General features: G+C 71.1%; 17 protein-coding genes. 10 read left to right on the top strand and 7 right to left on the bottom strand.

Annotated elements, in window-relative coordinates; genetic code table 11:
- Position 1: 1 nt before the first annotated feature.
- Both C8D81_RS07830 and C8D81_RS07825 read right to left on the bottom strand, forming a co-directional pair.
- Complete coding sequence (locus C8D81_RS07830) at positions 2-1,777, bottom strand: hypothetical protein (protein ID WP_094430133.1); 1,776 nt, start codon at positions 1,775-1,777, stop codon at positions 2-4.
- A complete protein-coding gene (locus C8D81_RS07825; protein WP_094430136.1) occupies positions 1,774-3,561 on the bottom strand; it encodes an outer membrane protein assembly factor BamB family protein in 1,788 nt (595 codons plus the stop codon). The genes C8D81_RS07830 and C8D81_RS07825 overlap by 4 nt, the downstream gene beginning before the upstream one ends.
- Positions 3,562-3,854: 293 nt before the next feature.
- On the opposite strand from C8D81_RS07825, the gene C8D81_RS07820 reads away from it, so the two are divergent.
- The 3 genes from C8D81_RS07820 to C8D81_RS07810 are packed head-to-tail and all read left to right on the top strand — an operon-like array spanning position 3,855 to position 8,302.
- Positions 3,855-4,196, top strand: coding sequence for a DUF6504 family protein (locus C8D81_RS07820; RefSeq protein ID WP_094430138.1), 342 nt, complete (start codon positions 3,855-3,857; stop codon positions 4,194-4,196).
- A 10-nt stretch (positions 4,197-4,206) separates the two neighbouring features.
- The gene (locus C8D81_RS07815; protein ID WP_094430140.1) at positions 4,207-4,608 is read left to right on the top strand and encodes an SAV_6107 family HEPN domain-containing protein; all 402 of its coding nucleotides are present in this window, start codon (positions 4,207-4,209) and stop codon (positions 4,606-4,608) included.
- Positions 4,601-8,302, top strand: coding sequence for a DNA polymerase III subunit alpha (locus C8D81_RS07810; protein WP_094430142.1), 3,702 nt, complete (start codon positions 4,601-4,603; stop codon positions 8,300-8,302). Before C8D81_RS07815 ends, C8D81_RS07810 begins: the two co-directional genes overlap by 8 nt.
- A 19-nt stretch (positions 8,303-8,321) precedes the next feature.
- Here the strand turns inward: C8D81_RS07810 and C8D81_RS20870 are convergent, their stop codons facing one another.
- The gene (locus tag C8D81_RS20870) at positions 8,322-8,972 is read right to left on the bottom strand and encodes a hypothetical protein (protein ID WP_166646710.1); all 651 of its coding nucleotides are present in this window, start codon (positions 8,970-8,972) and stop codon (positions 8,322-8,324) included.
- A 115-nt stretch (positions 8,973-9,087) separates the two neighbouring features.
- Here C8D81_RS20870 and C8D81_RS07795 point away from each other — a divergent pair, with 115 nt between their 5' ends.
- The 3 genes from C8D81_RS07795 to C8D81_RS07785 all read left to right on the top strand — a co-directional run bounded on the left by C8D81_RS07795 (position 9,088) and on the right by C8D81_RS07785 (position 11,538).
- Positions 9,088-9,825, top strand: a complete 738-nt coding sequence (locus tag C8D81_RS07795; RefSeq protein ID WP_094361073.1) for a methyltransferase domain-containing protein — start codon at positions 9,088-9,090, stop codon at positions 9,823-9,825.
- Positions 9,826-9,844: 19 nt separating this feature from the next.
- Positions 9,845-11,047: a DNA polymerase IV gene (gene dinB / locus C8D81_RS07790; RefSeq protein ID WP_094433141.1), complete on the top strand. Its 1,203-nt coding sequence runs from the start codon at positions 9,845-9,847 to the stop codon at positions 11,045-11,047.
- Positions 11,048-11,154: 107 nt separating this feature from the next.
- A complete protein-coding gene (locus tag C8D81_RS07785) occupies positions 11,155-11,538 on the top strand; it encodes a DUF3040 domain-containing protein (protein WP_094361069.1) in 384 nt (127 codons plus the stop codon).
- A 147-nt stretch (positions 11,539-11,685) separates the two neighbouring features.
- Here C8D81_RS07785 and C8D81_RS07780 read toward each other — a convergent pair whose 3' ends face one another.
- From C8D81_RS07780 to C8D81_RS07765, 4 genes are all read right to left on the bottom strand, one after another.
- Positions 11,686-13,944: a transglutaminase family protein gene (locus tag C8D81_RS07780; RefSeq protein ID WP_094425936.1), complete on the bottom strand. Its 2,259-nt coding sequence runs from the start codon at positions 13,942-13,944 to the stop codon at positions 11,686-11,688.
- Positions 13,944-15,212: a DUF58 domain-containing protein gene (locus C8D81_RS07775; protein WP_166646709.1), complete on the bottom strand. Its 1,269-nt coding sequence runs from the start codon at positions 15,210-15,212 to the stop codon at positions 13,944-13,946. Before C8D81_RS07775 ends, C8D81_RS07780 begins: the two co-directional genes overlap by 1 nt.
- 19 nt (positions 15,213-15,231) lie before the next feature.
- Positions 15,232-16,230: an AAA family ATPase gene (locus C8D81_RS07770; RefSeq protein WP_094361209.1), complete on the bottom strand. Its 999-nt coding sequence runs from the start codon at positions 16,228-16,230 to the stop codon at positions 15,232-15,234.
- A gap of 206 nt (positions 16,231-16,436) precedes the next feature.
- On the bottom strand, positions 16,437-16,802 hold the full coding sequence (locus tag C8D81_RS07765) for a VOC family protein (protein WP_094425987.1): 366 nt from the start codon (positions 16,800-16,802) through the stop codon (positions 16,437-16,439).
- Between the two features lie 362 nt (positions 16,803-17,164).
- Between C8D81_RS07765 and mraZ the strand changes: the two genes are divergently transcribed.
- The 4 genes from mraZ to C8D81_RS07745 all read left to right on the top strand — a co-directional run bounded on the left by mraZ (position 17,165) and on the right by C8D81_RS07745 (position 21,425).
- Complete coding sequence (gene mraZ, locus C8D81_RS07760) at positions 17,165-17,599, top strand: division/cell wall cluster transcriptional repressor MraZ (RefSeq protein ID WP_094361063.1); 435 nt, start codon at positions 17,165-17,167, stop codon at positions 17,597-17,599.
- A gap of 209 nt (positions 17,600-17,808) precedes the next feature.
- A complete protein-coding gene (gene rsmH / locus C8D81_RS07755) occupies positions 17,809-18,774 on the top strand; it encodes a 16S rRNA (cytosine(1402)-N(4))-methyltransferase RsmH (protein ID WP_094425939.1) in 966 nt (321 codons plus the stop codon).
- Positions 18,771-19,436, top strand: coding sequence for a hypothetical protein (locus C8D81_RS07750; RefSeq protein ID WP_133625808.1), 666 nt, complete (start codon positions 18,771-18,773; stop codon positions 19,434-19,436). The genes rsmH and C8D81_RS07750 overlap by 4 nt, the downstream gene beginning before the upstream one ends.
- Positions 19,437-21,425, top strand: a complete 1,989-nt coding sequence (locus C8D81_RS07745) for a peptidoglycan D,D-transpeptidase FtsI family protein (RefSeq protein ID WP_133625807.1) — start codon at positions 19,437-19,439, stop codon at positions 21,423-21,425.
- Positions 21,426-21,457 lie beyond the last annotated feature (32 nt).

The raw sequence follows: 21,457 nt of genomic DNA, 5'->3' as shown, positions 1-21,457 counted from the left end.
GTCAGCGCAGCACCGTGTCACCGGCCGACATCGCTCGGTCGCGTCCCGCCAGCGCGGCCGCGCACCCCAGGCAGAGGGCCATGATCAGCATGGTGTGCGCCAGGTTCTGATCGCCCAGGACCTCGACGTTGTCCGGGCGATAGGGGAAGTTCCCGCCGAACCCGGCCAGCATCAGCACCAGGAGCAGGCCGAGGAAGGCGTTGCCGAGCACCAGCAGAACCCGAGCCGGTACAGGGAATCCGGGAGATCCGTGCCGTGCGTAACCGCCATCGGTGAGCAGGCGCCAGACCAGCCCGAGCATCAGGGCGACGCTGATGCCACCGAAGGCGAGGGCGGACACCGGTTCGGCGATCCAGCTGCGGTAGGGCCAGGCCACTGCCAGCAGGAGCACCGTGATCAGGGTGACCAGTCGGCCGACGGTCAGTCGGCCGCGGAGCAGCAGGGCCAGGGCGATCACCAGCACCGCCGGCACCGCCAGCACGGTGCCGGCGTCGGCATCGGCCGGGATGCCGAACAGGGTGTTGATCGTCGACGCGGTCATCACCGCGGTGAAGGCCGCGGCCGCTGCGGCGGCGACCCGGAGCCCGCGGCGTGCGGTGCGCACCGCGAGCACGGCGGCGGCCGCGGCGGTGACCGCACCGAGCCACGAGGACAGGTTGAACCTGTCGAGGAATCCCTGCACGGCGGGGATTCCGAAGGCCGCGAAGAGCTGACCGATGACCTGATCCGCCACCAGTGGTACGCCCAGGATCATCGCCAGCCAGGGCAGAGTCGCTCGCCACGCCTCGGGGACGTCGTCGGGATCGGGGCGCAGGTCGAAGTCGCCGGAGACCCGGTCGGCCCACCAGATGGCCAGCGCCATCGCCACCGCGACCAGCAGCACGACCCACGCACCGCCCAGCAGTCCGACCAGTCGATTGGCCAGCCCGCCGGCGGTGACCTCGGTCGCCAGTTTCAGACCGCGCAGCCCGGCAAGCCCGATCAGCAGCAGGCCCAGGCCGACCCGTACCGCGCCGTCGGATCGCCCCGGTGCCGGCCGATCGGGTGGGGTGTCGATCAGCCGGCGCAGCGCCGTGCCGGTCCACGCGGCGGTGGCCACGGTCAACTCGCCGAAGGCGGCGCCCGCCATCAGCATCGCCGGGGTGGCCAGCAGCGACAGCAGGGCGGCCATCAACACCAGGTTGCCCAGGGTGCGGTCGTAGGTCGGGTTCTCGAAGGGGACGCCGTGGACGGTCGCCCCGGCGTACAGGGCCGTGCCGATGACCACCAGGGTGACGACGAACTCCCACCAGGCGAACCGGGTCCGCCAGCGCAGGACCATCAACGCCCCGAGTGCCACCGGTGCCGCCAGGGTCGTCCACAGGGTCGGGCCCTGCAACTCGGGGGAGGAGGGCACGCGGTGCAGGTTGAGCGGGATCAGCAGGACGGCGGTGACGACCAGCCAACCGAACGGCCGGAGCCAGCGCCGCAGGTGGAGTGCTGCGCAGAAGAGTGCGGTGAGCGCGAAACCGAGAACCACCTGGACCAGTGCCAGCATCGGTGCGGGAATGGTGTTCACCCCACCGACCCGCAACGGCAGCCGGGTCCGCAGCCAGGGGGCCAGCAGCACCGTCACCGTGGCCAGTGCGTACAGCAGATATCCGGCCCAGACGATCGCAGTCAGCCCGGCCGGCCAACGGTGCCCGCGCAGCACGCCGTCGCGGACCGGGTCGAGGAGTACCCGGCGCACCACATAGCCGACGAGCTCGACGAGCCGGCGCAGCGGTCCGGTGCTCATGGGCCCACCCGGTCCATCGTCCACTCCGGGTCGCGACCGAGCACCCAGATCCCCGAATCGCTCGGTTGCAGGATGCGGTTGCCGGCCGGCGTCAGCGGCCAACTGCCCTGCCGCTGTCCGTCCGGCCCCACGGCGGACAGCTCGTCCCCGGTGACCAGAAAGGCGGTGTCATCGACGGTGAGCAGGTCATCGGCGCCGCCGAGCGCCGCGACCCGTCGGCCGTCGGCCGGATCCAACAGCAGCGTCTCGCGTTGTCCGGCGACGACGACCCGGGTGCTGGTCACCGCCAGCGTGACCGTGGTCGGCACCGCCGACTCCCAGACGAACTGCTCGTCGGCGATCCTGGTCATCCGCAGCCAGCCGGCGGCATTGGTGAACAGCTGGCCACGGCTGACCGCCACCCCGCGGATCGGGATGGGGCTGTCGTGTTGCCAGAGCTGGGCACCGGTCGCGGCGTCGAAGACGGTGATGTTCTGTTGTTCGTCGGCCACCGCGACCGAGGTGCCGTCGCTGGCCGGTTTCATGGTCACGCCCGCATCGAGTTGCTGCCGCCACAGTTCCCGTCCGGTGGCCAGGTCCAGGCCGTGCACGCTGCCGCCGAGGGTGGCGACGACGATCCGGTCGGTGCCGACCCGGACCGGGCCGGTGGTGCTGACATCGGGCAGGGTCGCGGTCCAGGCCTGGTAGCCACCGGGGTGGTAGAGTTGGACCCGCCGGTCGGTGGTGCTCACCGCGATCATGTCGCCCACTGCGGTGAGGTTGAGGATCGCGCCGCCGGGATGCAACCGGGTCACCGGTAGCTGGTCGTTCTGCTCGGTGGCCTCCAGGGCGATCACGTCGGGGGTGACCGAGGCGCGCAGCATCGCCACCCCGCCCGCGCTGACCGCTCCCGCACCGGACATCGTCTGGTCGCGGCCACGTTCGAAGCCGAAGCTGGCGTCCCCACGGAATCCGGTCATCGGCCGTCGGGTCCAGTCGGCCAGTCGATCCAGCGGAACCTGTGGCGGGATCAGCCGGTCGGGTTTGAGCGGTTCCACCTCGCCCGGGCGGGTGGACCACTGCAGCGGCGCCGGGCCGAGATCGGTGCTGCCGCGTTCGGCGACCACCCCGCGCCCCGGGCACCAGGTGTTCTCCTCCCGCCAGCGCCGCGGCGTACCGTCCTCGGCGGTGAGCGCGGTATCGGAGACCACCAGCAGGCAGTCACCGACCGCGCTGGCGGACGAGTCGTTGCGGTAGCGGCCGATGCCGAACTCCTCGTTGCCGGCGACCTCACCGGTGGAGTTCCAGCGGACGCCGGGGGCGACATCGGCCGGAAGTTCGAGCAACCCGGGTCCGAACACCAGGCCGCGATCACCCCAGGTCTGCGCGGTCCTGGTGATCGCACCGGCGTTGTCCAAGCCACGCAACCGATTCCGCCACGGGTCGTTCCAGCCGCTGGCGAACAGCGTTTCCCGCCACCACTGGGTCGGCCACCGGTCCCGTCGCAGGATCGTCTCGTAGGCGGTGCTGGAGATGGCCTCCACCGCCTGCTGGGGCGAGAGCCGGGCATGTTCCACCATGGCGGGGTCGCTGGCTCCGGCGCCGGTGCGGCCCGTTCCTTCGATGGTGGCGTACGCCCGGTCGGCGTCCGCGGGGACCCAGCGCCCTGCGGCCCCGGTGAGCGCGACCGGGTTTCGGAACGGGTCGGTCGCGAGTACGCCGGCGGTGGTCAGCAGCGCGAGCAGCAGGATCAGCACCGAGACCTCGCGGGCCCGGTGCCGCGGCGGCTCGTACCGTGTCGACATCGTGGCCTGATGGTAGGGCAGGGACCGGGTCGCGGAGCCGCGCTGGTGCTCGCGTCGGATTCGGGATTCGAACGGCTTGACGGATTGTCGGTGCCGGTGGTTATAGTTGGTCCTGTTCGAACACGTGTTCGAGGACGCACTTGGGGAAGGGCCTCTTGAGCACCCGTTCGGACGCAGGGCTGGTCCCGGCGCGGGTGGAACTCGACCCCCGCTCGCGCCGGGGCTTCCTCATTTCCATGGGGCCGCCCGGGTCGAGACACACGCCAACAGGTGCGACGAACCGGGGAGCGGCCATGCGGATCCATCGAGAAGCCATCGCGGTGCGGGACGGTGTCGTCGACGGCATCGAGGCCCCGGTCGAGTTCTGCTGGCGGGGCCTGGTGTGGCAGGTCACCGAGATCCAGGCTCGCTGGGTGCTGACCTCCCCGTGGTGGGAGTCACCCGCCGCCCGGGCGGTGCGCGACGGCGGCGTCCGGGTCGCCGAGGACGCATCGACCGACCTGATCGCCGAGCGGATCGGCTGGCGGGTGCTGGCCGAGCGGGGTTCGGTGCACACCGGTTCCCGACGCAGCGGGGTGTTCGAGCTGCAGCATGCCACGGCCACCGGGTGGTGGCTGGACGCCGTGATCGATTGAGGGAGGGACGATGACCGACGCGAGCAGTGAGCTCGCCCGGGCCCGGGCCACGCTGGTCCAGGCGGAGCTGACGACCCCGGCCGCCGACCGCTATCTGACCGCCCATCGGGCCGCCGGGCAGGTGGCCGCGGTGGTGCTGGCGATGCGCTGCCGGCCGGGTCGGCAGCCGGCGCGGCGCAATGCCTGGGGGTTGCTGGCCGAGGTGGCCCCGGAGCTGGCCGAGTGGGCCGGATTCTTCCTTGCCCTGCAAGGAAAATGTGAGGTGCTGCGTGCCGGGGCGAGCAACCTGGTGAGCGCCCGCGAGGCCGATGATCTGGTCCGGGAGGCGGCCGCCTTCCACGATCAGGTGACGGGCCGACTCGTCGGTGACCGCCGATCGGGGGTCACCCCCGACAGCAGCGTCCATGCCTGATCCCTTCGTGCATCTGCGCGTGGCATCGGCCTACTCGCTGCGCCACGGGGCCTCCCAACCGGCCGAACTGGTGGCGCGGGCCGCCGAGCACGAGATGGACACCCTCGGGCTGACCGACCGCGACGGGCTCTATGGCGCGATCCGCTTCGCCGGCGCCTGCCGGGACGCCGGCATCGCCCCGGTGCTCGGTATCGATCTGGCCGTGCACCCCGGAAACGTCACGGAGGCGGGGAATCTCCCGGCAGGAACCTGCGAGCGCAGCGAGCGCGGGGGTCTGGGGGTCGCCCCCCAACGACTCTGCGTGCTCGCCAGCTCACGGGCGGGGTGGGCGGCGCTGTGCCGGTTGACCTCGGCGGCGCACCTGTCCGGGCAGCGGGGGAGGCCGGTCGCCGACCGCGCGACGATCATGGAGTACGCCGCCGGCGGTGAGCTGGTCGTGCTGCTCGGTGCGGACTCCGATGTCGGTCGGGCCGTGGTCGAGCGGCCGGAGGTGGCGGAGCGGTTGCTGCGGGACTGGGCGCAGGTGCTGCCACCGCAGGCGTTGGTGGTCGGGGTGAGCGATCATCAGCTGCCCGGGCGGGGGATCGGCTCCAGCGTCCAGGCGGCCCGGTTGCTGGCGTTGACGGACCACTGCCGGGTGCCGGCGGTGCTGACCAATGCGGTCCGGATGGCGCACCGGGACCAGGCACCCACCATCGACGTGCTCGACTGTGCCCGCCGGTTGGTGCCGCTGGATGCCCGCAACGTGGATCGGCGCAATGCCGAGGCCTGGTTGAAATCGGGCAAGGAGATGGCGGTGCTCGCCGAACTGCTGGCCCGCCGTGCCGGCCGCGGTGCCGACGGCGGTTCGCGGCTGATCGCCGAGACCAGGATGCTGGCGATGCGCTGCCGGCTGGATCCGCGCCGCGATCTGGGCCTGGGGGAGATCCATCTGCCCGAGCTGTCGGTGATCGGTGGCGGCACCCGCGTCGGCGACGCCCAGCAGCTGCTCGCGAATCGTTGCGAGGCAGGGATCTCCGCACGCTATGGCACGGCCAACGAGGCGATCCGGCGTCGGCTGGACGAGGAGCTCGCGGTGATCGCCCAGCACGGCTTCGCGTCCTATTTCCTCACCGTCGACGATGTGGTCCGGCTGGTCCGCGGACGCGGTTGCCGGGTGGCTGCGCGCGGTTCCGGTGCGGGGTCGCTGGTCAACCATCTGCTCGGCATCTCCGGGGTCGACCCGATCCGGCACGGCCTGATCATGGAGCGGTTCCTGTCCCCGTTGCGAAAGAGCCTGCCGGACATCGATCTGGACGTGGAATCCCACCGGCGGGAGGAGATCTATCAGCAGATCCTTGCTGCCTACGGCGGTGAGCGGGTGGCCTGTGTGGCGATGTTGGAGACCTACCGGGTGCGGCATGCGGTCCGCGACGTGGGTGCCGCGCTCAGCCTGCCGCCCGGGGAGATCGACGCGATCGCCAAGGCGTTTCCGCACATCCGGGCCCGGGACGCCCGGGCGGCGCTGCGTGATCTGCCGGAGCTTCGGGCGGCCGGGTTGGCGGAGCGGCGGTTGGATCTGCTGTTCGAGCTGGTCGAGTCACTGGACGGGCTGCCGCGGCACGTCGCACTGCACCCCTGCGGCGTACTCCTCTCCGACGCCACCCTGCTGGATCGCACCCCGGTCGAGGCCAGCTTCGCCGGCTATCCGATGAGCCAGTTCGACAAGGACGACGTCGAGGAGATCGGGATGCTCAAACTGGATGTGCTCGGCATCCGGATGCAGTCATCGATGTCCCACGCGGTCGCCGAGGTGGAACGCACGACAGGGGAGCGGATCGATCTGGAATCCCTTGCTGACGACGGATTCAGCGACCCCGACACCTATCGGTTGATCGGCGAGGCCCGCACCCTGGGCTGCTTCCAGATCGAGTCACCCGGGCAGCGCGAACTGATCGGCAAGTTCGGCCCCAGTGACTTCACCGACATCATCATCGACATCTCGCTGTTCCGGCCCGGACCGGTGAAGAGCGACATGGTGCGTCCCTTCCTGGAGGCCCGGCAGGGTTATGCGCGGCCGAGCCATCTGCATCCGGATCTGGAACCGTTCCTGCGCGAGACCTGCGGGGTGGTGGTCTTCCACGAGCAGGTGATCCAGATCATCGCCACGCTCAGCGGGTGCAGCCTGGCGATCGCCGACGAGGTGCGCCGGGCGCTCGGCAGCGTCACCGGACAGGCCGACGCGAAGGCCTGGTTCATCCCGACCGCGATCGGCCGCGGTTATTCCCCGGTGGTGGTGCAGCGAGTGTGGCAGGTGCTGGAATCCTTTGCCTCGTTCGGTTTCTGCAAGGCGCACGCCGCCGCGTTCGCGCTGCCGACCTTCCAGTCGGCCTGGTTGAAGACGCACTGGCCGGCCCACTTCCTGGCCGGGGTGCTCACCCATGACCCCGGGATGTATCCGAAACGGCTGATCCTGGAGGAGGCCCGCCGCTGCGGGGTGGCGCTGCTCGGTCTCGATGTGAACGCCTCCGCCGACGGTTACCTGGTGGAACGCCTCCCGGAGGTGGCGGACACCGGTGCCGCACCGGATTCCCCGCCACGATGGGGGATCCGGCTGTCGCTGGCCGAGGTGAAGGGGATCAACGCCACCGAGGTGGCGCGGATCGTCGCGGGCCGCCCCTATCGGTCGCTGACCGACTTCTGGAACCGGGCCCAGGTGTCGGCGCCGGTGGTGGAGCGGTTGGTGCTGGCCGGCGGCTTCGATGCGGTGCATCGCCTGGGCACGGCGACCTCGGTGCGGCGGGGCCGGCTCACCCGGCGGGATCTGCTGCTCACCGTCGCCGATCTGCAGCGCGACAGCCGGGCCGGCATCAAGCAGGCCCGCCGGGCCCGCGGGCTGGCCGGCGGGGCGGCGCGACGGGTGGGTCCGGCCGATGGGGCGGCCTCCGATCCGCGGGACCGGGCGTTGGCGCAGAGCCGGCGGCCGGCCGAGGTCCGGCCGCCGGAGATCCAACTGCCGTTGGATTTCACCGAGGACGCCGACCCCGTCCCCAGCGGTCTGCCCGAGCTGACCGACAGCGAACGGGTGCAGGCCGAGCTGGCGGTGCTGGGGTTGGATGTGAGCCGGCACGTGGTCGACTTCTATGCGCCACTGCTGGCGGCCCTGCAGGTCACCCGCTCCCGCGACCTGTTGTCGGTGCGTCGGCGGCAGGCGGTGCTGGTCGCCGGGGTGAAGGTGGCGACCCAGACCCCGCCGATCCGCTCCGGGCGTCGGGTGGTGTTCCTCACCCTGGATGACACCACCGGCCCGGTCGATGCCACCTTCTTCGAGGACGCCCAGGGGCCCTATGCGCGCACCATCTTCGGCTCCTGGCTGCTGGTGGTGCGCGGGGAGCTGCGGCGTACCGGACCGCGTGGGGTCTCGGTGCTGGCGGACGGCTGCTGGGATCTGGGTGAACTCTTCGAACGCTGGCAGTCGGTGCTGGAGCTGACCGGTGACCGGGAGCGGGCGCTGACCGCGGTCCGGGATCTGCTGGCGGAGGTGCCCGAGGACTTCGGCGGTGGAGCCCGGCGGATGCTGGTGCACCCCAGCGGATTCCGGCAATCGGCGTACGCCGACATCAAACCGGCCGGTGGCAGCGGGCCGGCGGGGTCCCCGGCGGCCGGGGCGCCGCGGAAGCTGTGGCACTCCAGCCCGGGGAGTTCGGGCCGATGAGCGGGTGGTCCGGGTGGTGTCAGCCCGGGGTCGCGGTGGGGCTCGCCGAGGCGGGCGTCGGGCTGGGCGCGGGGCCGGCCGGGGCGGCCGGGGCGCTGCTCGGTGCCGGCGCCGGTGCGGGTGCTGTTGTCGCGGCCGGGCTCGGTGGGGCGGCCGGCGTGGGACGCGGGATTCCCTTACGGATCAGGAAGGAGGTGGCGGCGTGCTGGTCGTCGCCGCGGTAGTACATCATCAGGGTCGCCTCCGGCGGCGCCTCGGCCGGCCCGAAGCTGGCGGAGAAGCTGCCGTCGACACCGGTCGCGTACCCCTGCACCAGATTCCGCCCGGTGCCCTCCAGATAGAACTCACCGACCGCGCCGACGATCGGCTGGCCGGCCTGGTCGAGCAGGCGGCCCCGGACGGTGAACCGGTCACCCGGGCCGACGGCGAGCCCGTCGAGCCGGACCGGGGCGGGGTCGTTCAGCGCCGGGGTGGCCGAGCTGCCGGCGCTGCTCGCGTGGGTCGGCGTCGCGGTGGGCGAGACGGTCGGGGTGGGCGAGGCGGTCGTGGTGGCGACCGGCGCGCTGGGGACGCTCGGTGCGGTGGGCGCAGCACTCGGGCTGCCGCTGCACCCGGCGAGCAGCAGCAACCCGCAGGCGGCGGCCGGGAGGGCGGTGCGGAGCTGGGGCATCGGATTCCTGCGGGTCGGCTGGTCGAGGGGTGTTCGTCGCTCAACCTAAGCCGCGACGCCGGGTCCGGCAACTTCACCGGGCACCGGCCGATATCCTCCACCTCGAGGAGGCAGGATGAGCGAGAACCAGCAGACGGGCCGGGGTGCGGGGCGCCCCACCGGCCAGCGGCGACGGTCGATCTCCCAGCGGTGGCTGGTTCAGTTGCTGACCGAGCAGCTCGATCGCCACGGGGCCGGCACGGGGCTGGAGGTCGTCGACCTGGGCGGCGGCACCGGCGGGCTGGCCGCCGCGTTGGCGGAGGCCGGGCACCGGGTGCTGGTCGTCGACCCCTCCCCGGACGCGTTGGCGGCGACCGCCCGCCGGACCACCGAGGCCGGGCTCGGGGACCGGTTGCGGGCGGTGCAGGGCGACACCACCACCCTGGCCGAGGTGGTGCCCGACGGTTCGGCGGATGTGGTGCTCTGCCATCTGGTGCTGGAGCGCACCGAGGACACCGCCGAGGCGCTGCGCAGCATCGCCGCCGCGGTCGCCTCCGGGGGGCTGTTGAGCGTGCTGATCACCCAGCGGTTGCCGCGGATGCTCAAGCAGGCCGAGGCCGGCAACTTCGCCGAGGCGTCCCGGTTGCTGGGCGACGAGGGCCTGCTGGATCGGGGGACGCTGCGGGAGCTGCTCACCGAGGCCGGCTGGGAGCCGATCGCCGAGCACGGCATCGGCGTACTCTCCGACCAGGTGCCGACCACCGTCGCCGAGGGCCGCTCCGACGAACTGCTCGAGCTGGAGGCGGCGGCCTCCGAACGACCCGAGTTCATCGAGACGGCGACCCGGTTCCACGTGCTTTCCCGCAAGGAGTAGCACCCCAGGGGTGTCCCCGATGAGTGGACCGCGGCGGTCCACCGTGCTGCATGTGGACATGGACGCCTTCTATGTCGCGGTGGAGCTGCGGCACCGGCCGGAGCTGATCGGGCAACCGGTGCTCGTCGGCGGCGCGACCCGCGGGGTGGTGCTCTCGGCGAGTTACCAGGCCCGCGCCTTCGGCGTCGAGGGCGGCATGCCGATGACCAGGGCGCGCCGGCTCTGCCCGCGGGCGGTGGTGCTGCCACCGGACTTCGAGGCGTACACCGCGACCTCGCGCGGGGTCTTCGCGATCCTCGAGGCGATCACCCCGACGGTGGAACCGATGTCGATCGACGAGGCCTTCCTCGACATCGCGGGGGCGGTACGCCGGCTCGGGAGTCCGGCGCGGATCGGCGAGCTGATCCGCGCCCAGGTCTTCGACGAACAGGGCATCACCTGCTCGGTCGGGATCGGGCCCTCGAAGTTCGTCGCCAAGCTCGCCTCCACCTCGGCCAAACCCGACGGGCTGCGCGAGGTGGTTCCCGATCGGGTGGTGGAGTTCCTGCACCCGCTGCCGGTGACCGCTATCTGGGGCGTGGGGGAGGCCACCGCGGAAAAGCTGCACCGGCTCGGCCTGCGGACCGTCGCCGACCTGGCCCACACCCCGCGGGCCACCCTGCAGCGGGGACTCGGTGCACACCTGGGCGGCATGCTGGCCGAGCTGGCCTGGGGCCGGGACACCCGGTCGGTGCTGGCCCGGCCGGTCGAGCGCAGCATCGGTTCGGAGCAGACCTTCGGCCGCGACACCGACGACGACGCCCTGGTCCGCCGGGAGCTGCTGCGGATGGCCGACCGCACCACCGCCCGGATGCGCGCCGCCGGGATGCTCGGGCGGACGGTGGTGATCACGGTGCGGTTCGCCGACTACAGCCAGCTTACCCGCTCGGGCACCCTGCGCACCCCGACCGACGGCACCGGTGAGGTGTACGCCCGGGCCGCGGCACTGTGGGAGTCCCTCGGTCTCACCCGTCCCCGGATCCGCAAGGTCGGTGTCCGGGTCGAGGGGCTGGTACCGGCCGCGGAGGCCTACATCCAGCCCGAACTCGCCGAACCCGAGCGCGGGTGGCGGGAGGCCGAGCGGGCGATGGATGCCGCGGTCGCCCGGTACGGTCCGGATGCCGTCCGTCGAGCGGCCCTGACGCGCCACACGAGTCACACCAGCCACATCGGGCGCGGGTAAGGGATGCCCCTGAAGGTGTGGGTTTCCTTGGCCCTGTACGCGAACTAGACTTTGCCTTGACCCGCTCCACAGTGGCGCGGAACCGTTCCCCACATGGAGGTGACACGGTGGCTCTGTCGGATGAGGAACAGAAGCTCCTCGAGCAGATGGAGGCTGCCCTGGCGGCCGAGGATCCGAAGCTCGCGCATGCGATGCGCGGCACGCGAACGCCTCGTACGCTGCGACGAAAGCGAGCAGCTCTGTCGGGGGTCGCGTTCCTGATCGGCTGCGGGATGCTGGTCGCCGGCATGCGACTGCACTGGCTCGTCTCGGTGCTCGGCTTCGTGGTGATGCTGGCCTCGACGATCATCGCCATCAGCGCCTACCGCCGCCAGGAGCAGAGCACCGCCAAGAAGGGCGGTGGCACGCCGACCAAGGCGCAGTCGGTGGACTCCAGCTTCATGGACAAGATGGAGGAGCGCTGGCGCCGCCGCCAGGACGACGGCCTCTGAGCGAACCCCCACCCAGCACGAGGGCACCCGGGATCCCCCGGGTGCCTTTTGCGTGCCCGGTGGGACCCCGCAGAAGAGTTTGTCAGCGACTATGGCCCGTCCGCGATACGCGGACGGGCCATAGTCGCTGACAAACTCGGTACCGACTCAGCGGCGGCGGGTGAACAACGACCGTGGCCACCAATCGGCCAGGAACTTGGCCATGCCCTCGGTCCGGTTGTGCAACCCCTGGCGCACCTGATGGGTGACCGCCGGCAGATCGACATTCAGATCGTGCTGCCGGGAGTAGCGCTCCCGCTCCACGGTCAGCGCCAGTGCGGTGACCGCCTTGGCCGAGGTCGGATCCAGATCGTGCGCCAACTGCGTACCGATCACCCGCGGTGTACCGCGCGGCCAGTCCGCACCACTGTCCACCACCGAGTCCCGGACCTCGGACCAGGCGTTCTCCACCTGCTGTGACTGGTCGCCGGTGTCGGAGAGCCGGATGCTGCGGCGCCGGTTGCGCAACAGCATCGGCGTACAGGCCAGGGCGCCGAGCAGCGCCACCACACCGGCGGTGCCGAGCACGCGCCGCCACGGGAACTGGTTCTCCTCGACCGGGGCCGCCACCTCGGGGGTGGGCTCGGGGGTCGGGGTCGGCTCCGGCGCCGGCGCCTGGGTCTCGGCCGGGGCCGGGGTGGCCGAGGCGCCCGGCTGCTGCTCGTTGCTGGTGTTGGTCGACTGCACCGTCCACGACGGCGGCTGCGCGACGCTCGGGGTCGGCTCGAAGCGGACCCAGCCATAGCCCTCGAACCACAGCTCGGGCCAGGCGTGCGCGTCGCGGATCGACACCTGCCACTCATCGCCCTGTCGCTCGCCGGGCAGGAAGCCCACCCCGATCCGGGACGGGATGCCGACCACGCGGGCCATCAGCCCCATCGAGGCGGCGAACTGCTCGCAGTAGCCCTTCTTGTCGACGAACAGGAAGTTCTGCAGGGCCTGGTAGCCCGCACCCGGTTGCGGTTCGGTCGAATAGGTGAACCCACCGTCGGTGCGCAGGAACTTCTGGATCGCCGCGGCCTTGAGCGCCGGGGTGGGCGCCTCGTTGGTGATCCGCAGCGCCAGGTTCAGGATGTCATCGGGCACGTCCTGGGGGACCGGGACCGTATAGGGGCTGTCCGGCGGGTTGGAGACCTGGGCGTTGGACAGTCCGCGGCCGTCCGGCTCGATGTCGGTGCTGCGCACCGTGTAGTTCAACCCGCGGGTCGCCTCGAGCCGGTTGTCCCCGGTGGCCAGCACGACCAGCGAGTCCCGGTCGTAGGCCCAGTTGCCGGGTGCCTCGAAGCTGTCCGGGGCGAACGGCAGCGGCAGGTATTCCGAGCGGAAGTCGGCGATCTGGATCTGGGTGGTCCGGGTCGGCTGGCCGGGCACGGCGCGGTATCCCGGCGCCGGCGGCAGGTCCCGGCCGTTGGTCAGCTGCATGCCGGCGTTGTGCCAGCCCGAGTTGTCCAGGATCGGCAGCGAGGCCATCCGCAGATAGACCCCGCCCGGCTGGTCGGTGCGATAGGTCATCACCACCCGGTCCTCCGGCTGGTTCAGGTTGCGGCGCAGATCCAGGGTCGGGTCGGTCATCTGCAGCGGCCCCTCACCGCGCGGCCGGCTGCCGCCCCAGCCGTTGAACGGCACGGTCGGGGCCAGGCTGCCCAGGGCCAGCGAGAGCACGATCGCCGGGATCGCGACCAGGGCGGCCAGCTGCCAGGCGAGCGGGCCCGACCCGCGGTCGTGCTCGCTGCGGCGTACCCCTCGGGGCCAGCGTTCGGAGGTGTTGATGCCCTCGGCCAGCAGCACGCCGAGATAACCGACCGCGATGGCCAGGAAGGTCCAGATCGGCACCCGGGTGGTCAGCGCCAGCGCCGGTACCAGGAACAGCGCGGCCAGCGGGGCGATCGCCCACATCGGCCGGTCGATGCCCTGCACCAGCACATCGGTGAGCAGCGCGATCACCCCGACGGCGGTGACGAAGAGCAGGGTCACCCCGGGATTCGGCGCCATCGGGGCCGGCTGGGTGCGCATGTGCTCGGTCGCCTGGGCGTACAGGCCGACGAAGTTGCCGAAGACATTGCCGCCGTCGCCGAGCGCGAGCGAGACCGCGAAGAGATAGCCCAGCAGCACCACCGACTGGATGCCGAGCACCAGTCCTTCGGGCTGCCGCAGTCGGCGCAGCACGGCGCCGACCAGGCCGAGCGCGATGACGCCGATCGCCGACAGCAGCACGAAACTGGTGTCGGTGGTCAACGGGATCAACGTGGTGGCCGCCAGGATCGAGGCGATCATGATCGCCACCGCGTAGCGGTCCGAGACCTGCAGCCGCGGGGTCCGGGTGCCGGACGTGCTGGCGGAACGCGCGGGCGCTGTCGGTGCCGTCATCAGACGTATTCCCCCAACTGCTCCAGATCCTTCCAGGCATCGGTGATCGGGGTGGTGCGCTTCACCTCGGCGACCCGCCACATCTGATTGCGCAGCATCTGCACCGCCTGCTCGTGCGCGGCACGGGCCTCCTCGTCGGCGCGCTCATTGCGGGAGACGAACGAATCCACGTCCAGCACAACGGCCAGACCGTGCGCCCGGTTCCGGCGGGTACGCAGCAGCGCCTCCGCATCGGAGGGGGTGAGCCGGCCGGTGACGGCCACGATCAGCTGGCCCTGCTGACCGAGCAGCGAGGACTGCAGACCCTCGGAGAGGTCCCGCAGCGGAGCCGGCTGCACATCGGTGAAGCAGTGCAGCACGTGCTGGGAGGTGGTGTTGAAGGTGCGGTCGGTGTCCCGGGGCAGCATGTCGCCCTGGGCGTCGTAGAGGTGCACCGCGAAACCGTGCTCGACGAAGTGCATCGCGATCGAGGCGGCGCAGGAGACGGCGTATTCGAAGGACGACTCGCGACCCGGCCCACCATGGGCCCGGGCGCGGGAATCGAGGATCAGCGTCACGCTCGGATCCCAGGCCTGCTCCTCGCGGCGCACCATCAGCTCACCGCGCCGGGCGGTGGAGCGCCAGTGCACCCGGCGCACGTCGTCGCCCTGCCGGTATTCGCGGATCAGCACGTCGTCGGAGCCGATCACACCGAGGCGCTGCGGGTGCACCTCACCGGAGGACCCGCCGCCGGTGACGTTGTCCATCGGGGCCAGCGGATGGATCCGCGGGGTGACCAGCACCTCGGAGGTCGCGGTGAACTGACGATCGAACTTGACCAGGTTGAACGCATCCCGGGAGCGCACCAGCAGCGGGCCGACGGTGTAGCGACCGCGCTGGTTGCCGACCAGCGGATAGCTGACATCGCGCTGCCAGCTGCCGGAGACGTTGTTCACCCCGAAGCGCGGCCGGCGACCCAGCGCCGGCGGCACATTCTCCTCGAACAGCAGCAACCCGGCGGGCAGGTTGCCCTGCTTCTCCAGCCGCAGGGTGGCCTCCAGGGTGTCACCGATCGGCATCTCACCGTGGTCGAAGCCACGCTCCAGCGACAGCCGGAGCCGGGTCCGGGCGATGAACAGCAGCGAGATGGCGGGCAGCAGCACCAGCAGCAGCGCCAGCCAGAGCACGTCGTTCTGGCCGAACAGGATGGCGAGGATCGCCACCGCGAGCCCGGCGATCAGAAACATCTTGCCGCGCGCGGTGAGCAGGCTCCAGGGATTGCGTTTCAAGGTAGGTCGGCTCCGCGGCTCACTTGTCGGGGACCGGGACCGAGCGCAGCACGCCGTCGATGATGTCGCCGACCGACCGGCGGGCGAGCTGGGCATCGGTGGAGGGCAGCACCCGGTGTGAGAGCACCGAGTTGGCGAGCGCGGCCACGTCGTCGGGGGAGACGTAGTCCCGCCCGGCCATCGCGGCGTACGCCCGGACGGCGCGGAGCAGTTGCAGCGAGGCACGCGGGGAGGCGCCGAGCCGCAGGTCCGGGGTGTTCCGGGTCGCGGTGACGACGGCGACCAGGTATTCCTTGACCGCGGGGGCCACGTAGACGTCCTTGACCGCGTCGATCAGGCCGAGCACGGTGGCGGCGTCGGTGACCGGCTCCAGGGCATCGAGCGGGTCGCGGGTGCCGTGGTGCTCGAGCATGTCGAGCTCGGACTTCGTGGTCGGGTAGCCCATCTGGATCCGGGCCATGAAGCGGTCGCGCTGGGCCTCGGGGAGGGGATAGGTGCCCTCCATCTCGATCGGGTTCTGGGTGGCCACCACCATGAACGGCAGCTCCAGTTCGTAGGTGGTGCCGTCGACCGACACCTGGCGCTCCTCCATCGACTCCAGCAGCGCCGACTGGGTCTTCGGCGAGGCGCGGTTGATCTCGTCGCCCACGACGATGTTGGCGAAGATGCCGCCGGGCTTGAACTCGAACTCGCGCCGCTCCTGGTTGAACACCGAGACACCGGTGATGTCGGAGGGCAGCAGGTCGGGGGTGAACTGGATGCGGCGCACCGAACCCTCGATGGAGCGGCCGATCGCCTTGGCCAGCATGGTCTTGCCGACCCCGGGCACGTCCTCGAGCAGCAGGTGACCCTCGGCCAGCAGCACCACCAGGGCGGTGTCGATCGGCTCGCGCTTGCCCTCGATCACCGACTCGATGGCCTCGCGCACCCGGCCCACCACGGTCAGGACGTCATCGACCCCGTAGTTGCGGCTGGGGCCCGCACCACGGCGTCCGACGACCGGGTTGGAGCCCGTCATCGGGCCGTCGCGATCCTCGTCGTAGTAGGAGCTCAACTGTTCCTCCGTCTGCTCTTCGCACCTGCTGTGTCCGGGTGCGGTGGCATTCGGAAGCTCCGCGAGACCGCCCGAAGGCAGCGCGCGGCGCACGCGGCCACAGTCACCCGGGGGACCACCTTACGCGGTCGAGCAATAGATCACGATTCGGCAACGGAGGTACGCCGCGGTCAGCCCCAGTTGGCGGCGTCGGTCAGGCAGAAGGGGTGGCCGGCCGGATCGAGCAGCACCCGCCAGGTGTCACCGGGTTGCGGATCGGCCAGGGTGGCGCCCAAGGCGAGTGCACGCTGCTCGTCGGCGGCGATGTCCTCGCTGGCGAGGTCGAGATGGAACTGTTTGCTGCCGTTCTCGTTCGGCCAGCCAGGGGGTTGGTAACCGGGTACGGCGCCCAGGCCGAGTGCCGGGCCGGAGTCGTCGCCGAGCATCGCGTACCCCTCGCCCTCGGCGAGCACCTGCCAGCCGAGCAGGGCGGACCAGAACTTCGTCAGCGGCGGCACCTCGGCGCAATCCAGGGTGATCATCTTCAGTGCGGTCATGCCGTCAGTCTGCTCGGTCGCGGGCCGGCTGTCCCGCGGATTCGCGATCCACTCCACTTCCCTCCACCGGTACGCCCCAGAGGGTCCGTTCGGGCGCCTCACAGGTCGCACAGGCCACTTCTGTCACAGCCGTCTGCTACCGGGGACCGGGTCTGTGTCGTCGGACGCCGCCGGGGTCGACCCGCTCGCTCGGGGTGAAACCCCTTGTCAGGGCGCACTCGCGCGGGCCCGCGGCCTGGCCTGGGGCGTACCGGGGAGAAAAGTGGGGGAAAACTTGCCTCCAGTGGGGGAAAGTGGAGTACTGTGGAGCGCAGTGGAGCGAATCGGCACGATTCGGGAGCCAGGGGAGGTGGACCTCAGTCATGTTTCTGGGGACGCACCAACCGAAGCTCGACGAAAAGGGCCGCTTCTTTCTGCCGGCGAAGTTCCGTGAGGAGCTGGCCGAGGGATTGGTGATCAGCCGTGGTCAGGACCGCTGTCTGACCATCTATCCCGAGGCGGTCTTCGCAGGCATCGCCCGCCAGATGGCGTCCGGTCCCTCGACCGTGAAGCAGGTCCGCGACTTCCAGCGCATGCTGGCGGCCGGGGCCAGCAACGAGGTGCCGGACAAGCAGGGCCGGGTCACGATCCCGCCCCAGCTGCGCAGATATGCGGGGCTGGACAAGGAGATCGTCGTGGTCGGCGCCATCGACCGGGTCGAGGTCTGGGACGCGACGGCATGGGAGACCTACTCCACCGAGCAGGAATCGGTCTTTGCCGAGATGAACGACGAGGTCTTCCCCGGCCTCACCCAGTGAGGGGTGGACGAGGGGGCCGCACGTGTCGTGAGGCTTCGGCCCGAGAGGCGGGCTGGCTGGCACACCTTCCCCGGTGCCAGGCAGCTTTCCCACCGCTTTTCGGGACGAAACCTGGCGACACGTTCGCCGTTCGGGCACCCGCCCGGGCGGTCGGTACGAATCCCGGGTCGAGCGGAGCCCGCGCCGCAGGCGCAGGTGAGGGGAGGACGATGCAGGTGGTCCAGGCCGCACGCCACGTCCCCGTCCTGCGTGATCGCATCACCGATCTGCTGACACCCGCGCTCGCCGCGCCCGGTTCGGTCTTCGTCGACTGCACCCTCGGCCTCGGCGGGCACACCGAGGCGCTGCTCACCCGTTGCCCCGAGGCCCGTGCGATCGGTCTCGACCGCGACCCGCAGGCCCTGGCGTACGCCGCCGAGCGGCTCGCCCCGTTCGGTGACCGGGTCCGCTTCGTCGAGGCCGTCTACGACGAACTGCCCGAGGTGCTCACCGATCTGGGTACGCCGCAGGTCCAGGCGGTGCTCGCCGACCTGGGGCTGTCCTCGCTGCAGATCGACCGCACCGAACGCGGTTTCGCCTATGCCACCGACGCCCCGCTGGACATGCGGATGGACGCCCAGCAGCCGCTCACCGCCGCCGTGGTGCTGAACACCTACGCCCCCGGTGACCTGGTCCGGATCCTGCGCGGCTACGGCGAGGAACGGTTCGCCGACCGGATCGTCCGCGCCATCGTCAGCGAGCGCGACCGGGAACCCTTCGACACCTCGGCCCGGCTGGTCGAGACGATCGCCGGCGCGATCCCGGCCGCCGCCCGGCACGCCGGCGGCGGACATCCCGCCAAGCGCACCTTCCAGGCCCTGCGGATCGAGGTGAACCGCGAGCTCACCGCGCTCGAGGGGATGCTGCCGGCGGCCATCGCCGCGCTCGCCCTGGGCGGCCGGATCGCGGTGCTGGCGTACCACTCGCTGGAGGACCGCGCGGTCAAGCAGGCGCTGCGCACCGCCTCGGAATCCCGCGCCCCCCGCGGGCTGCCGGTGGTGCCGCCCGGGATGGGCCCGGAACTGCAGCTGCTCACCCGCGGTGCCGAGAAACCCTCGGCCACCGAGATCGCCGAGAACCCCCGCGCCGCCTCCGCCCGGTTGCGCGCCGCCGTCCGGATCGAGGAGGCCCGATGAGCGCCCAGACCACCCTGTCGCCCCGCGAATCCGGGTCCACCCCGTCCCGGCCGCGGCTCCGTGCGGTGCCCTCGACCGGCCGGCAGCTGGCGACCGTCCCGTTCGTGGTGGTGCTGGCCGCGATCCTCGGCGTCGGCATGGTCGGCCTGCTGCTGTTGAACACCAGCCTGCAGAACCAGGCCTTCCAGGCCAGCCAGTTGAAGCGACAGGCCGCGGAGATGGCGTACGCCGAGGGTGAGCTCAGCCAGCGCGTGGTGGAGGCGGGATCGACCACCGAGCTGACCCGCAAGGCCTCCGACCTGGGCCTGCGGCCCAACTACTTCGTCGGTTTCCTGGTGCTGCCCGACGGCCGGATCGTCGGCGATCCGAAGGCCGCCGACCCGGCGTACCTGCCCAGTGCGGTGACCCGCAGCACCGAGGAGCAGGCCCAGATCCGCGCCGACAAGGCCCGCCAGGACGCCCAGCAGCGCGCCGCCGACGAGCGCAAGGTGCTGGAGAGCAACCGCACCCGGATCCAGAAGGCCCAGGCCAAGCAGCAGGCCGACCGGGAGGCCGAGCTGGCCCGCCAGCAGCAGGCCGCCCAGGCCCAGCAGAACCAGAACCAGGCTCAGAACCAGCCGAACCAGCAGCCGACGACCGCGCCGACCCAGGGGAGCCGCTAGATGGCCGACCAGAACCGCCGCCGCCCGACCAGCACCCGCTCCGGTGGGGTGCGGTCCACCAGTGCCCGATCGAGCAGTAACCGATCGAGCAGTAACCGATCGAGCAGTGCCCGATCGAACAGTGGCCGGCGTCCCGCCACCCGGCAGTCCGCGACCGCCCGCTCCGGTCAGCGCCGCCCGGCGACCCGTCGCCCCGCGACCCGCCGCCCCCGCGGCCATCGCCCGCCGCTGCGGATGCCGCTGGGTGCCGCCGACAAGCGGCTGCGGGTCGCCCTGCTGGTGCTGGCGATCGTCGTCTCGATCTGCGGCGGCCGGTTGCTGCAGCTGCAGGGTTTCGACTCGAATGCCTACGCCGCCACCGCCGCGGCGCAGATGACCCGGACGGTGGCGATGCCCGCGGTCCGCGGCACCATCACCGACCGCAACGGCGCCGTGCTCGCCGACACCGCCGCCGCGGTGATGATCACCGCCGACCCGACCCTGATCAACACCACCGACCCGAAGACCAACCGGGTCAACCAGGTCGCCGATCTGCTGGTCAAATACGTCGGCGGCAAGCGCGACGACTACCTCAAGGCGCTCACCAAGCCGGACACCAAGTATTCGGTGGTCGCCCGCAAGGTGCCCGCTGCGGCGTACCAGCGGCTGGCGCTGGAACTCAGCTCGGCCAGCATCTACGGCATCTTCCGCGAGTCCGACCCGATCCGCAGCTACCCGGAGAAGAGCACCGCGGCCGCCGTCGTCGGCTTCGTCGGCGGCGACTCCAAGGGCCAGGGCGGCCTGGAGTACTCGATGAACGCCGAGCTGTCCGGCACCCCCGGCAAGGAGATGTACGAGTCCTCACCGAGCGGCTACCGGATCCCGCTGGGCACCAATGTGGTCACCCCGCCCACCGACGGCACCAACTACCAGCTCACCCTGGACAGCGAGCTGCAGCTGATCGCCGAGCGCAAGCTGGCGCAGACGGTGGAGGAGTCCAAGGCCAAGTCGGGCACCGCGATCACCATGAACATCAAGACCGGTGAGGTGCTGGCGATGGCCAATGTGCCCACTTTCGACGCCAACAACGCCGCCGGGGCACGCAGCGAGGACCTGTTCAACCGGGCCGTCACCCAGGCGTACGAACCCGGTTCGGTGCAGAAGATCCTCACCATGTCGGCGCTGATGGATGCCGGGCTGGTCGAACCCGACACCCGGTTGGTGGTGCCGCCGAGCATCAAGTCCGGCGACGGGGTGGTCAAGGACGTCTGGCAGCACGGGTACGCCCAGGTCACCGCCCGCGGCGCGTTCACCTACTCCTCCAACATCGGCACCATCATGATGACCCGCAAGATGGACACCGCCGCCTACCGGGACGCGCTGCTGCGCCTGGGCCTCGGCAAGCCGACCGGGATCGAGCTGCCCGGTGAGGCCGCCGGTTACGTCCCGCCGGCCGACATGCCCGGCTACACCCGCGACCAGATCGCCTTCGGCCAGGGCCTGTCGGTGACCGCGATCCAGAACGCCGCCGCGATCGCCGGGGTGCTGAACAACGGCGTCTACAACCCGCCGACGATCATCAAGGGCGCCACCGACGCCAACGGCAACCAGGTCCCGACCCCGCCCCGGGAGCAACCGCGCCGGGTGGTCTCGGAGCAGACCTCGAAGAACATCGCCTCGATGATGGAGTCGGTCGTCGGCCCCGGTGGTTTCGCCGGCTCGATGGCGATGGATGAGTACCGGATCGGCGGCAAGACCGGTACCTCGGAGGTCTACGACGCGGAGAAGGGCAAATACGAGGGGTTCATCTCCTCCTTCGCCAGCATGGCCCCGGCCGAGGATCCGCAGATCCTCACCTATGTGGTCGTCAACGACCCGACCAAGGGCTACACCGGCGGCGCCGTCGCCGGCCCGGTGGCCTACGACGTGATGCGCACGGCGCTGCCGCGGTACGGGGTGCTGCCCTCCACCGGCAAGCGGCCGACCGAGTCGCAACTCACCTGGGACTGAGCCGATTTGTGCGATTCACCGGCGCTTTTGGG

Origin of the sequence: Enemella evansiae (genome assembly GCF_004362375.1) — a bacterium.
Lineage (GTDB): Bacteria > Actinomycetota > Actinomycetes > Propionibacteriales > Propionibacteriaceae > Enemella > Enemella evansiae.
This window is presented reverse-complemented; position numbering and strand designations above follow the sequence as displayed.

Excerpts from the sequence above, each read along its gene's own strand:
- C8D81_RS20870 (WP_166646710.1), bottom strand. The coding sequence starts at position 8,972 with ATGCCCCAGCTCCGCACCGCCCTCCCGGCCGCCGCCTGCGGGTTGCTG.
- rsmH (WP_094425939.1), top strand. The coding sequence starts at position 17,809 with ATGCAGGTGGTCCAGGCCGCACGCCACGTCCCCGTCCTGCGTGATCGC.
- mraZ (WP_094361063.1), top strand. The coding sequence starts at position 17,165 with ATGTTTCTGGGGACGCACCAACCGAAGCTCGACGAAAAGGGCCGCTTC.
- C8D81_RS07830 (WP_094430133.1), bottom strand. The coding sequence starts at position 1,777 with ATGAGCACCGGACCGCTGCGCCGGCTCGTCGAGCTCGTCGGCTATGTG.
- C8D81_RS07815 (WP_094430140.1), top strand. The coding sequence starts at position 4,207 with ATGACCGACGCGAGCAGTGAGCTCGCCCGGGCCCGGGCCACGCTGGTC.
- dinB (WP_094433141.1), top strand. The coding sequence starts at position 9,845 with ATGAGTGGACCGCGGCGGTCCACCGTGCTGCATGTGGACATGGACGCC.
- C8D81_RS07825 (WP_094430136.1), bottom strand. The coding sequence starts at position 3,561 with ATGTCGACACGGTACGAGCCGCCGCGGCACCGGGCCCGCGAGGTCTCG.
- C8D81_RS07780 (WP_094425936.1), bottom strand. The coding sequence starts at position 13,944 with ATGACGGCACCGACAGCGCCCGCGCGTTCCGCCAGCACGTCCGGCACC.
- C8D81_RS07820 (WP_094430138.1), top strand. The coding sequence starts at position 3,855 with ATGCGGATCCATCGAGAAGCCATCGCGGTGCGGGACGGTGTCGTCGAC.
- C8D81_RS07770 (WP_094361209.1), bottom strand. The coding sequence starts at position 16,230 with ATGACGGGCTCCAACCCGGTCGTCGGACGCCGTGGTGCGGGCCCCAGC.
- C8D81_RS07795 (WP_094361073.1), top strand. The coding sequence starts at position 9,088 with ATGAGCGAGAACCAGCAGACGGGCCGGGGTGCGGGGCGCCCCACCGGC.
- C8D81_RS07765 (WP_094425987.1), bottom strand. The coding sequence starts at position 16,802 with ATGACCGCACTGAAGATGATCACCCTGGATTGCGCCGAGGTGCCGCCG.
- C8D81_RS07810 (WP_094430142.1), top strand. The coding sequence starts at position 4,601 with ATGCCTGATCCCTTCGTGCATCTGCGCGTGGCATCGGCCTACTCGCTG.
- C8D81_RS07750 (WP_133625808.1), top strand. The coding sequence starts at position 18,771 with ATGAGCGCCCAGACCACCCTGTCGCCCCGCGAATCCGGGTCCACCCCG.
- C8D81_RS07745 (WP_133625807.1), top strand. The coding sequence starts at position 19,437 with ATGGCCGACCAGAACCGCCGCCGCCCGACCAGCACCCGCTCCGGTGGG.